At 38.1% G+C, this 11,861-nt stretch carries 13 protein-coding genes; 1 reads left to right on the top strand and 12 read right to left on the bottom strand.

Translation table 11 applies throughout. From position 1 onward, the window contains the following. Positions 1-25: 25 nt before the first annotated feature. A complete protein-coding gene (locus ACLHDF_RS12645) occupies positions 26-1,027 on the top strand; it encodes a M23 family metallopeptidase (RefSeq protein WP_413919147.1) in 1,002 nt (333 codons plus the stop codon). 59 nt (positions 1,028-1,086) lie between these two features. Here ACLHDF_RS12645 and yunB read toward each other — a convergent pair whose 3' ends face one another. The 12 genes from yunB to ACLHDF_RS12585 form a co-directional block, all read right to left on the bottom strand. After that, positions 1,087-1,839, bottom strand: coding sequence for a sporulation protein YunB (gene yunB, locus ACLHDF_RS12640; protein ID WP_413919146.1), 753 nt, complete (start codon positions 1,837-1,839; stop codon positions 1,087-1,089). A gap of 89 nt (positions 1,840-1,928) precedes the next feature. Further along, a complete protein-coding gene (locus ACLHDF_RS12635) occupies positions 1,929-2,231 on the bottom strand; it encodes a YunC family protein (protein WP_013059641.1) in 303 nt (100 codons plus the stop codon). Positions 2,232-2,362: 131 nt separating this feature from the next. Then, entirely contained in the window at positions 2,363-3,217 is an 855-nt protein-coding gene (locus ACLHDF_RS12630; RefSeq protein ID WP_413919145.1) for a DUF72 domain-containing protein, read from the bottom strand. 102 nt (positions 3,218-3,319) lie between these two features. Further along, positions 3,320-4,717, bottom strand: a complete 1,398-nt coding sequence (gene sufB, locus ACLHDF_RS12625) for a Fe-S cluster assembly protein SufB (protein ID WP_013059643.1) — start codon at positions 4,715-4,717, stop codon at positions 3,320-3,322. A gap of 45 nt (positions 4,718-4,762) precedes the next feature. Continuing rightward, positions 4,763-5,197 carry a Fe-S cluster assembly sulfur transfer protein SufU gene (gene sufU, locus ACLHDF_RS12620; RefSeq protein WP_413919144.1) on the bottom strand — a complete coding sequence of 145 codons (435 nt, stop codon included), beginning with the start codon at positions 5,195-5,197 and terminating at the stop codon, positions 4,763-4,765. Continuing rightward, positions 5,187-6,407 (bottom strand): cysteine desulfurase, encoded by a 1,221-nt coding sequence (locus tag ACLHDF_RS12615; protein ID WP_413919143.1) that lies wholly within the window; start codon positions 6,405-6,407, stop codon positions 5,187-5,189. The genes sufU and ACLHDF_RS12615 overlap by 11 nt, the downstream gene beginning before the upstream one ends. Continuing rightward, positions 6,407-7,714 (bottom strand): Fe-S cluster assembly protein SufD, encoded by a 1,308-nt coding sequence (gene sufD, locus ACLHDF_RS12610; RefSeq protein ID WP_413919142.1) that lies wholly within the window; start codon positions 7,712-7,714, stop codon positions 6,407-6,409. Before sufD ends, ACLHDF_RS12615 begins: the two co-directional genes overlap by 1 nt. Before the next feature lie 17 nt (positions 7,715-7,731). Beyond that, complete coding sequence (sufC, locus tag ACLHDF_RS12605; protein WP_413919141.1) at positions 7,732-8,517, bottom strand: Fe-S cluster assembly ATPase SufC; 786 nt, start codon at positions 8,515-8,517, stop codon at positions 7,732-7,734. Between the two features lie 240 nt (positions 8,518-8,757). Beyond that, positions 8,758-9,123, bottom strand: coding sequence for a carboxymuconolactone decarboxylase family protein (locus tag ACLHDF_RS12600; protein ID WP_413919140.1), 366 nt, complete (start codon positions 9,121-9,123; stop codon positions 8,758-8,760). Between the two features lie 121 nt (positions 9,124-9,244). Beyond that, positions 9,245-10,078 (bottom strand): MetQ/NlpA family ABC transporter substrate-binding protein, encoded by an 834-nt coding sequence (locus ACLHDF_RS12595; RefSeq protein ID WP_413919139.1) that lies wholly within the window; start codon positions 10,076-10,078, stop codon positions 9,245-9,247. 17 nt (positions 10,079-10,095) lie between these two features. After that, a complete protein-coding gene (locus ACLHDF_RS12590) occupies positions 10,096-10,764 on the bottom strand; it encodes a methionine ABC transporter permease (RefSeq protein ID WP_413919138.1) in 669 nt (222 codons plus the stop codon). After that, positions 10,757-11,782, bottom strand: a complete 1,026-nt coding sequence (locus ACLHDF_RS12585; protein ID WP_413919137.1) for a methionine ABC transporter ATP-binding protein — start codon at positions 11,780-11,782, stop codon at positions 10,757-10,759. Before ACLHDF_RS12585 ends, ACLHDF_RS12590 begins: the two co-directional genes overlap by 8 nt. Positions 11,783-11,861: the final 79 nt, after the last annotated feature.

Genomic DNA, 11,861 nt, shown 5'->3' with positions numbered 1-11,861 from the left:
CTATTTTTGGAAAGGAGGAAACACGATGCATAAAACGATTATCTTACTTTTTATGTTCATATGTATGTTCACAGGATGGCACCATGTAACAGCTAAATCTTCAGCAGATCAAGAAAAACTGCTTATTCAAAAGAGATTAGAGCTTTACAAACAAATGGAAGCTGCTACTACGATTCCTTGGTATTACTTTGCTGGAATTGACCAGTATGAACGAAATATTCGACGCTCTCATAAAGATATTCCAAGAGAAAAAGGTGCAATCGCCATTTATTATCCTCCAGAAAAATGGTCAGGTTCTTTAAATCCAAATTTGGAAGATACAAATCCGCTTACTATTTCTCTCCTCGGGGGAATGGGTAAAGATGGAAATGGAGACAAAAAAGCAGACCAATTTAACGATGAAGATATGCTTTTTACAATGGCAAATTATATTCGGACATTTGGGGTGTCCGAAGATTATATTAAAATTGCCCTTTGGAACTATTATCATCGGGCCAAAGCAGTTGATATTATTTTAGGAAATGCTAAAATTTTCCGCCATTTCGATCGCATTGATTTAAAAGGTTCTTCATTTCCTGTGCCTCTCCGTGCCAACTACAGTTATCGCAGTACGTGGGGAGATGCACGCGGCTGGGGTGGAAAACGAATTCATGAAGGAACAGACATTTTTGCAGATTATGGAGTCCCAGTAAAATCTCCTTGCTATGGCATTATTGAACTCAAAGGATGGAATAAATACGGAGGCTGGCGAATCGGTATTCGTGACCTGCACAATAACTACCACTATTTAGCTCATTTAAGCGGATTTGCAAAAAATTTAAAAGTAGGACAAATTGTAGAACCAGGAACACTCATTGGTGGAGTAGGAAGTTCCGGTTATGGACCTCCTGGAACTTCTGGGAAATTCCCTCCTCACTTGCATTATGGAATGTATAAAGATAACGGCAAAAATGAATGGTCTTTTGACCCATACCCTCAGCTAAGAACGTGGGAAAGAAATGATCGTTTAAAATTAAAGAAAAAATAAAAATAGGAAGCAAATGCTTCCTATTTTTTATAATGAGGCTTTAAGCTAATATTATATTGTTAATTTTTCTTCGGAAGTTCAATCGCTGGAGAAGACGAGTTTCCACCGTTAAAATAGTCAGGAACATTGCCAGGGATAACCGTACCCCCTACTGGAATTGTAGCCGTAACGGTTGTTTCTCTAGTTGCAAACGGGATTATAATTTGCATGTTCACTTTTACTTTAATAGATACTTCAAGAAACGCATTATTTATTCCATACTCCTCAATTTTTCGCACAACGTCTGTTTGAACGTCACCGATAGCATGAAACTTAACCGGAATCAGCGGGCCTAGATTTCCAAGCAGTGCATTATTCGTAGCCTGCCCAAGCGGAACTTGGTATACAATCCCTTGATTACGCAACTTTTCACTTTTTTCAATACGAATATCTGTTGGAAGCTCAAGCGCATCTAAATTCCCTTTCTCTGCTTCTTTTAAGTTAGCCTGGACAAATGACGTAGTCTGAGCTCTAACCCGATTTACGAGCGCTGTGTCAATTTTGGCTACTTGACCGTTAGGTGTAGACTCCACTTTAATGACATCTACATCCAGTTGATCAAGTACCTGTTTATTCACCGCTTTATTAATAACTAAAGTTGCAATCTCTTTTGTTTGTGCTTCAGCATATTTCATTAACGTCGGTTCAATCCCTCTATTAATTAGCCATAATCCTACACCCGTAGAAAGCATAAAAAAAAGAAAGGTAAGCAACAGAACGTAGCGAAAAGGAAGCGGGCCTTTTCTTGTTAATTTTCTACGAAGTTTAACCAAAAAAAATCCCTCCTTACAAGCTATATGTATGCATGTATAAGGAGGTTCACGCTTCTTTTAAAAAGTTTTATCTTAAATCCACCACTATATTAAAGCATTTTTAATAAAGCATCTTTGCCAATTGTCCCTTTAAAAATCCCTCTTTTTTCAGCTTCAAGCGTTACAGATTCAAGCGGTGCTTCAAGAAGCTGCTCAATTGTACGTACTCCTACGGCTCTTCCTGCTATTATTTGACGATCAGCTAATTTATCATTTAATAGACCTACATCTAGTGCTCCGCACATAATATACCCTTTATCTGATGAGATTGTTAACAGAGTTGTTTTTGGCAGCAATACGGTAACTGCGTTAAACGTATGACCTTCAATTACGATAGGCGCTAAAGTAATCATGACAACTCACTCCTTTCTTTAATCAATTTATGATGTAGAAAGAAAAAAGTGAGGTTTTACATATACTTTTCTACCTATTTGACGTTTATATTCCTTCTTCCCTATTCAGATAACTTTTATAGGAATCCGTACTAAAATTCGTTAAAAAAATCTAATTGTTTAGGAGCTAAATTCTCATATTCAATATTTAATAAACTCATGAGCTGCTTGGCATTATGTACAGCATCTCCGCCGGAGTTATTATTAAATAACAGGTAAATATCCTTCGTTTGTTTTTGCAGCTTTTCAAGGCGTTCTTTCCACTCTAGCAGCTCTTTTTCATTATAGCGATACAAAAACCTTACCGCACGCCAATTACCTTCACCAGGCTTGTTCCAGCCGTGCACATTTCGCCCATGAAAACGTATGAGTGTTTTCCGCTTATCTGTAGCATGAAGCACAATTGGAATAGATCCTTCTCCTGCCTGCGGTTCATCACAAATACCATGAATCCACTTCTCTTGTTCCATAAACGTTAGCGTTTTATCATAGAAAAATGGTTTAAACCAAGATTGATTTCGAAACTCGAGAGCTACTGGCAACTCTCTGAACTTTTCACGGCTGTACCTCAAATATGCTACGTTTTCTTTTGTACAATCAAACCAAGGCGGCATTTGAAATAAAATCATAGCCAGCTTATTCGATGTTACGTACGGCTTTACTGATTCTAAAAATGCATTAAACATTTCTTCCTTACTATCAAACGGATTTCCTTCTCTCATATGTCCCGTCATTCCTTGATACGCTTTTACCACAAAACGAAAAGATTCCGGTGTATCATTCACCCACTTTTCTACATTTGATCTGGGTTGAATTGCGTAAAAAGATGAATCAACTTCAACGATTGGAAAATGGCCTGCGTATACGGCAAGCTTGTCTCTTGATGAAACACCAGCTTCATACAATGAATCATGATCTCCCCAGCCTGTAACTCCAATATAAATCATGCCATTCCTCCTCTATTTTCTTAGCAGCGCTTTTCTTTATTTTAATACAAATTATACAAAAAAACTCGTTTGCATAAACAGCAAACGAGTTTTTATCTATTATTAACCGATTGAACCTTCCATTTCGAATTTGATTAGACGGTTCATTTCTACTGCATATTCCATTGGAAGCTCTTTTGTAAATGGTTCAATAAAGCCCATTACAATCATTTCTGTTGCTTCTTCTTCAGAAATACCGCGGCTCATTAGATAAAATAATTGTTCTTCAGATACTTTCGATACTTTCGCTTCGTGTTCAAGTGAAATGTTATCATTTAAAATCTCATTGTACGGAATTGTATCAGAAGTTGATTGATTATCCATAATTAGTGTATCACACTCAATGTTCGCACGTGCACCTTCTGCTTTACGGCCGAAGTGTACAATACCGCGGTATGTTACTTTACCGCCTTGTTTTGAAATTGATTTTGATACGATTGTTGAAGATGTATTTGGTGCTAAATGAATCATTTTTGCACCAGCATCTTGGTGCTGTCCTTTACCAGCAAGAGCAATGGATAATGTCATACCACGTGCACCTTCACCTTTTAAGATAACAGCTGGATATTTCATTGTTAACTTAGAACCGATGTTTCCATCAATCCATTCCATTGTTGCGTTTGCTTCACAGACTGCACGTTTTGTTACAAGGTTGTATACGTTATTCGCCCAGTTTTGAATTGTCGTATAGCGGCAATACGCATCTTTTTTGATAATGATTTCTACAACCGCACTGTGAAGAGAGTTTGTTGTATAAACAGGTGCTGTACAGCCCTCTACATAGTGAACGTGTGAACCTTCATCAGCAATAATTAACGTACGCTCAAACTGTCCCATATTTTCAGAGTTAATACGGAAATAAGCTTGTAATGGCGTGTCTACTTTTACGCCTTTTGGTACGTAAATGAATGATCCACCAGACCAAACTGCCGAGTTAAGAGCAGAGAATTTGTTATCCGTTGGCGGGATAACTTTTCCAAAGTGCTCGCGGAAAATATCTTCATTTTCTTTTAGCGCCGTATCTGTATCTTTAAATACGATACCTTGTGCTTCAAGATCTTCTTTCATGTTGTGATAAACAACTTCAGATTCGTACTGAGCTGATACACCTGCAAGATATTTTTGCTCTGCTTCAGGAATACCAAGTTTATCAAACGTTTGTTTGATTTCTTCAGGAACTTCATCCCAAGAACGTTCAGACTTCTCAGACGGTTTTACGTAGTACGTAATTTCATCAAAGTCTAAGCTTGCCATGTCTCCGCCCCACTGTGGCATTGGCATGTTGTAGAAGTGCTCTAGAGATTTCAAACGGAAGTCTAGCATCCATTGTGGTTCCTCTTTCATACGAGAAATTTCTTCTACGATTTCTTTTGTTAAACCGCGTTTAGAGCGGAAAATTGATACATCTTTATCGGAAAATCCATATTTATAATCGCCGATTTCTGGCATTTTTTTAGCCATCTTTTATTACCCCCTACTTGATAGGATTGGGAATGAATGAAGGTCTTATTTTTTTTCGTTAAGACCTTTTTCCATCGCTTTCCACGCTAGTGTTGCACATTTAATACGCGCAGGAAATTTTGCTACACCTTGAAGTGCTTCAATATCTCCTAAATCTATACTATCATCATACTCTTTACCTTGCATCATGTCAGAGAAGATATGGGCCATTTTAAACGCTTTGTCTACTTCTTGACCTTTAATTGCTTGTGTCATCATTGAAGCTGATGACATTGAAATTGAACATCCTTCACCTTCGAATTTTGCATCCACCACTTTGCCGTCCTCTACTTTTAGAGAAAGTTCAATGCGGTCTCCGCACGTCGGGTTATTCATATGAATGTTCACAGTATCTTCATCTAAAGTTCCACGATTACGCGGGTTTTTATAATGGTCCATAATTACTTGACGATAGAGAGTATCTAAATTATTAAAAGCCATTTGTAAAATACTCCTTCGTTTTTATTAATGATGACACCAATTTATCTACTTCTTCTTCCGTGTTATACAGATAAAAGCTGGCACGTGCAGTAGAAGATACGTTTAAATATTTCATCAGAGGCTGCGCACAGTGATGACCTGCACGAATTGCAATTCCATCAGCATCTACTACTGTTGCTACGTCATGCGGATGAACATCTTCAATGTTAAATGTTACAACACCCGCTCGCTCTTTTGGTCCATAGATTGTAATACCATCTACTTGCGATAAGCGATCCAGTGCATATTGTGCTAGCTTGTGCTCATGTGCTTGAATGTTATCTAAACCAACTTCTTCTAAGAAATCAATCGCTGCACCTAAACCAATTGCACCTGCAATAATCGGCGTACCTCCTTCAAATTTCCAAGGAAGCTCTTTCCATGTTGATTCGTATAGGTTTACGAATTCAATCATTTCGCCGCCAAACTCAATTGGTTCCATTTTCTCAAGAAGCTCTTTCTTTCCATAAAGAGCGCCGATTCCAGTCGGCCCACCCATTTTATGTCCAGAGAAAGCAAAGAAATCACAATCTAAATCTTGCACATCGACCTTCATATGAGGCGTGCTTTGCGCACCATCCACAACCATTACTGCGCCGTTAGCGTGTGCAATTTCTGCAATTTCTTTTACTGGGTTAATTGTGCCCAGTACGTTAGAGACTTGCATAATTGATACAATTTTTGTGTTAGATGTAATCGTGCTTTTTACCTCTTCTAGTGAAAGTGCATGATCTTCTGTTAATGAAATATATTTTAATGTTGCACCTGTTTCCTTGGCAACTTGCTGCCAAGGAATGATGTTGCTGTGATGTTCCATATAAGTAATCACAATTTCATCGCCAGGTTTGAGATTAGCACGGCCATAGCTTGCAGCTACTGTGTTAAGGGCTGTCGTTGTACCGCGCGTAAAAATAATCTCTTCCGTTGATTTTGCATTAATAAACTTACGAACCTTTTCACGAGCGCCTTCATATCCGTCTGTTGCTCTTGTACCAAGCGTGTGAACGCCTCGGTGTACGTTTGAGTTATATTCTTTATAATACTTCTCAATCGCTTCAATTACAGCAAGCGGCTTTTGTGAAGTTGCTGCACTGTCTAAATAAACGAGTGGGCTGCCATTTACCTCTTGGTCTAAAATAGGAAATTGTTTACGAATATCAGAGATATTCATTATCGAACTTTCCTTTCAATTAAATCCGTTAATTGCTTTTTAACCGTTTCGATTGGCAACTCGTTTACAACTGGTGCTAAGAACCCGTGAATAACTAGACGTTCTGCTTCTGTTTTTGGAATACCGCGGCTCATTAAGTAGTAAAGCTGGATTGGATCTACGCGCCCAACAGATGCAGCGTGTCCTGCTGTTACATCGTCTTCATCAATTAGAAGAATTGGGTTTGCATCTCCACGTGCTTTCTCACTTAGCATTAAAACACGAGATTCTTGCTCAGCGTTTGATTTAGAAGCACCGTGTTCAATTTTACCGATACCGTTAAAGATTGAAGATGCACTTTCTTTCATAACGCCGTGTTTTAAAATATAACCTTCAGAATGTTTTCCGAAGTGTACGATACTTGTTGTTAAGTTTTGAGATTGCTCTCCACGTCCAACTGTTACCGTTTTTGTATCTCCATATGAACCATCGCCCATTAGATACGTTGTATTTTCTGAAACTGTATTTCCTTCACTCATTAAGCCTAAAGCCCACTCAATGCGACCATCTTTGCCAGCTACACCGCGGCGGTTCACATAAGTAGTTGTACCTTTAGCTAAGTAGTCAACAGCTCCGAACGTTACTTTTGCGTTGCTGTTAGCGAATACTTCCGTCACGATATTGACAACACCGTTTGACTCTTCAGCAGTAGCAATGTAGTTTTCTACATATGTTACTGAGCTATTGTCTTCAGCCACAACAATGACATGGTTGAATAAAGCTGATTCTTCATCTTCACGGACAAATACAGCTTGAAGCGGCTCTTGTACTTCTACATTTTTAGGAACGTACACGAATACACCGCCGTTTAATAATGCTGCGTTTAATGCAGTTAAACGATGCTCATCTACTTTAACTCCGTCTTTCATAAAGTACTTCTCAACAAGGTCGCTATGCTCTTTAGCAGCTGTTTGAATATCTGTGAAGATAACGCCTTGAGACTTTAATTCTTCTGTTAATGTTGAATATGCAGCTGTTTGGTCACGCTGAACATATAGATTTTTAACAGCTTCTGTATCAATCAATGCTTTAACCACTTCTGGAAGCTCGTCTACAGATGAGATTATGCTTGCCTGCGAAGTGTGCTTGTCAAAAGCAGTAAAGTTCCATTTTGAAATGTTAGTTTTATCTGGCTTTGGAAGTGCAAGATCTTCTGCTTTTGCAAGAGCTTGTAAGCGAAGATCTAGCAGCCAACTTGGTTCATTAGCTTCTTTTGAAAAGCTGCTGATGTACTCTTGATCAAATGGTAATTTCGTATCAATAGTCATAGAGATCCTCCTAACTCTTAAGCTTCTTGCCCTACAGTTTCGTCTTCAATACCTAATTCTTGTTTAATCCAGTCATAACCTTCTGCCTCTAGACGCTGTGCTAATTCTGGGCCACCTGATTTTACAACGCGACCTTGCATCATAACGTGAACTTTATCTGGTGTAATGTAGTTTAATAAACGTTGGTAATGAGTAATCATTAAGCAACCAAACTCGCTGCCACGCAGTTCATTAATACCTTTTGATACAACTTTTAACGCATCGATATCTAAACCAGAGTCGATTTCATCTAAAATTGCAATTCCTGGTTGAAGCATCATTAATTGAAGAATTTCGTTACGTTTCTTCTCACCGCCAGAGAAACCTTCGTTTAGGTAACGCTGTGCCATGTCTTGATCCATTTCTAAGAAATCCATGTTTTTGTCTAATTGACGGATGAATTTCATTAGTGAAATTTCTTCGCCTTCTTCACGACGAGCGTTGATTGCTGAACGTAAAAAGTCTGCATTTGTTACACCGCTGATTTCACTTGGATATTGCATAGCTAGGAATAGACCTGCACGAGCGCGCTCATCTACTTCCATTTCAAGTACATCTTCGCCGTCTAGCGTGATACTACCTTGTGTAACTTCGTATTTAGGATGTCCCATGATTGCTGAAGATAATGTTGATTTACCAGTACCGTTTGGTCCCATGATTGCATGGATTTCGCCGCCCTTAACTTCTAAATTAACACCTTTTAAAATTTCTTTGCCTTCAATTGCAACATGAAGATCTTTAATTGTTAAAGTTGACCCTGCCATATTAAAACCTCCAGTTATAGACGTATATAGTAAAAAACGATATACCTATATCTTTTTAATTATTCTCATTTTATTCTCATTACAATCTTATAACAAATGAAAACTTATAGCAACCTTTTGACCCAAAAGGTTTTAAACCATTATGTACGTTTTTTAAGACTAAATACAACCATAAAAAAGTTGCCTTAAAAGACTCAGTGGAGCCTTCTAAGACAAGTTTTTTTTACGTGTTGTATTTACTTAGTGCGTGTGGCGATTCAGTTCTGAAATACACTCTTGTACGAGCGTAACGGACTGACTCATCGCCGCACCTCCGCCAAATGCCGCTGACACTCCGCATGCTTCTAAAATTTCTTGCTCAGTAGCGCCTTGATCAATGCAGCCTTTTGTATGATAAATCATACAGTACTCGTCTTGAGCTACTACGCTGATTCCTAACGCAATTAACTGCTTTTCTTTTTTAGAAAGAGAACCTTCTCCAAAACATGCTTCAGTAAACGCATTAAACGTTTTTGTTACTTCCGGCAATTTTTCGCTAAATTTCCCAACACCCATTTTATAATCATGAAGTGCTTGCTCAGTTGAATGACGTGCTTCTTGCTGCATAACGTCAGCTCCCATCATCAGTAAAGTTCTCACGGTTAGTATGCGTGAGAAAAATAAAAGTTATTCGTTTTCCCGCATACAAAAAAGCACTTACCCAGAGTAGGCAAGCGCTTTTCTTCTATTATTTATTTACAGGCAGTACTCCGCCTTTGTATTTTTCTTTAATGTAGTCTTGAATTTCTTTGGAGTGAAGAACTTTCACTAAAGCTTTCACTGTATCTTTGTTTTCGTCACCTTTGTGAACCGTAATGATGTTTGCATATGGGTTATTTTCTTTGCTTTCCACTGCAATTGGATCTTTTACTGGATCTAAACCAGCATCGATAGCGTAGTTAGCATTGATAACAACAGCGTCGCCTTCATTATTTTTGTACATTTGAGGTAACAATCCGCCTTCAACGTCGGCTTTGAATTTTAAATTCTTAGGGTTTTCTACAATATCTTTAATTTGTGCATCTATTTTCTTCACGCCTGGCTTTAATTTAATCACGCCGGCTTTTTCAAAGATCGATAAAATACGCCCTTGCTCAGCTACTGCATCACGCATAATAACTGTACCGTTTTTCGGAAGGTCTTTTAAGCTTTTGTATTTTTTAGAGTAGATACCGATTGGTTCAATATGAATGGCACCGGCACTTACAAAGTCATAACCTTTTTCACCTTTGTGATCTTTTAGCACTGAATTCATATAAGGGACGTGCTGGAAATAGTTTGCATCAATTTCATTGTTTGCAAGAGCTGTGTTTGGTAAGATGTAATCTTGGAATTTTTTAATCTCTAAGTCAATTCCTTGTTTTTCCAAAATCGGTTTTGCTTGTTCTAAGATTTCAGCATGAGGCGTATTAGATGCACCCACAACAATTTTCTTTTCATCTTTTGATCCATTAGATCCGCACGCAGCTAATCCTACTACTAGCGCGGATGTTAATGCTAAAGCCGAAAGCCATTTTTTCATAATCAATCATCCTCCCTTTATCTCTTATCAATTTTTGCAGTAATTGCATCTCCAATAAGTTGAATAATAAATACAATAATCAAAATCAAGATTGTAGCAGCTAGCGTTACGTCATTATGACTGCGCTGGAATCCTTCTAAATATGCAAGGTTCCCAAGACCTCCAGCTCCAATCACACCTGCCATTGCCGTATAGCCGACTAACGCAATCGTTGTTACCGTCAAACCAGAAATTAAAGCTGGAAGCGATTCAGGTAACAGTACTTTAAAAATAATGGTGCTTGTTGTTGCTCCCATGGATTTAGCAGCTTCAATAACACCTTTATCAATTTCACGCAGACCAATTTCTACAAGACGCGCGTAAAATGGTGCTGCTCCAACAATTAAAGCAGGTAACGCTGCATTAGCACCTAAAATGCTTCCCACCAACGCTTTAGTAAATGGAATTAGTAAAACAATTAAAATAATGAATGGAATAGAACGAAAAATATTTACAACCGCTGATACAATACCATATAAAGGTTTGTTTTGCCAAAGCTGTCCTTTTGACGTTAAAAATAACAGCAAGCCTAATAAAATACCTAAAACAAATGTCGCTACGACTGAAATAGCCGTCATATATAGTGTTTCATTTGTCGCTTGAATAAAATCATCTAAAATAACGTTTGGGAATAGTTTCTCAAGCATTTGTCATTACCTCCACTTCTACCTGCTGTTCATGAATGTATGCAATGACTTTTTCAACTTCCCTTAAGTCCCCGTCTAAATGAACAAACAACGTTCCGTATGAACCTGTTTGTGTATGAGAAATCTTTCCTTGCAAAATATTAATCGTTACGTCAAACTGTTTTAAAATCGTTGTAATGAGCGGTTGCTCTGCTTTCCCGCCAACAAATGTCAGCTGAATAATTTGCCCACTTGGATACAACTCTTGTACTTGTTCAATTATTTCAAACGTTTCTTCTGGTTCAGAAATCTGTTGAACAAATCGTTTTGTAATTGGCTGCTTAGGTTTTCTGAATACTTCTAGCACTTGTCCTTCTTCTACCACTGCACCATTTTCCATAACGGCTACTCGATGACAAATTTTACGAATGACGTGCATTTCATGAGTAATCAATACAATTGTTAAACCTAGCTTCTCATTAATATCTACTAACAGATCTAAAATGGAATCTGTCGTTTGTGGATCAAGCGCTGATGTTGCTTCATCACACAGCAATACTTTTGGGTTATTCGCTAGAGCTCGAGCAATACCAACACGCTGTTTTTGTCCACCGCTGAGCTGTGATGGATAAGCATTTTCTCGACCCTCAAGTCCAACTAGCTTGATGAGTTCGTCTACTCGTTTCATTCTTTTTTCTTTTGAAATCCCGGCTATTTCTAACGGAAATGCAATATTTTCCCGGACTGTACGCGACCACAAGATATTAAAGTGCTGAAATACCATACTGATTTCTTGTCTAGCTTTTCTAAGTTTTCCGCCTTTAATTTTTCCAATATTATTGCCTGCTACTTCGACCGTTCCTGTCGTTGGTGTTTCTAATCCATTTAGCAAGCGAATTAAAGAGCTTTTCCCCGCTCCGCTATAACCAATAATTCCGTAAATTTCACCTTGGTTAACGGTTAAATTCACATTATCAACAGCTGTTACTTGACCGCTTTTGGCCTGATAAATTTTTGTAACGTCTGTTAATGTAATCATATTACTTCACCTTCTTTAGTAAAAACTTAATTATGTTAGGTTGCCCTATAGAATGAAAAAGCCGTAAAACAATTTTCTT

The organism is Priestia megaterium, from assembly GCF_046599315.1.
In the GTDB taxonomy this organism is placed as follows: Bacteria; Bacillota; Bacilli; order Bacillales; family Bacillaceae_H; genus Priestia; species Priestia megaterium_F.
This window is presented reverse-complemented; position numbering and strand designations above follow the sequence as displayed.

Bases quoted from the DNA above. Each gene is read 5' to 3' on its own strand.
- ACLHDF_RS12595 (WP_413919139.1), bottom strand. From the start codon at position 10,078: ATGAAAAAATGGCTTTCGGCTTTAGCATTAACATCCGCGCTAGTAGTA.
- ACLHDF_RS12645 (WP_413919147.1), top strand. From the start codon at position 26: ATGCATAAAACGATTATCTTACTTTTTATGTTCATATGTATGTTCACA.
- sufD (WP_413919142.1), bottom strand. From the start codon at position 7,714: ATGACTATTGATACGAAATTACCATTTGATCAAGAGTACATCAGCAGC.
- ACLHDF_RS12635 (WP_013059641.1), bottom strand. From the start codon at position 2,231: ATGATTACTTTAGCGCCTATCGTAATTGAAGGTCATACGTTTAACGCA.
- ACLHDF_RS12630 (WP_413919145.1), bottom strand. From the start codon at position 3,217: ATGATTTATATTGGAGTTACAGGCTGGGGAGATCATGATTCATTGTAT.
- ACLHDF_RS12615 (WP_413919143.1), bottom strand. From the start codon at position 6,407: ATGAATATCTCTGATATTCGTAAACAATTTCCTATTTTAGACCAAGAG.
- ACLHDF_RS12600 (WP_413919140.1), bottom strand. From the start codon at position 9,123: ATGCAGCAAGAAGCACGTCATTCAACTGAGCAAGCACTTCATGATTAT.
- sufU (WP_413919144.1), bottom strand. From the start codon at position 5,197: ATGGCTTTTAATAATTTAGATACTCTCTATCGTCAAGTAATTATGGAC.
- ACLHDF_RS12585 (WP_413919137.1), bottom strand. From the start codon at position 11,782: ATGATTACATTAACAGACGTTACAAAAATTTATCAGGCCAAAAGCGGT.
- ACLHDF_RS12590 (WP_413919138.1), bottom strand. From the start codon at position 10,764: ATGCTTGAGAAACTATTCCCAAACGTTATTTTAGATGATTTTATTCAA.
- sufC (WP_413919141.1), bottom strand. From the start codon at position 8,517: ATGGCAGGGTCAACTTTAACAATTAAAGATCTTCATGTTGCAATTGAA.
- sufB (WP_013059643.1), bottom strand. From the start codon at position 4,717: ATGGCTAAAAAAATGCCAGAAATCGGCGATTATAAATATGGATTTTCC.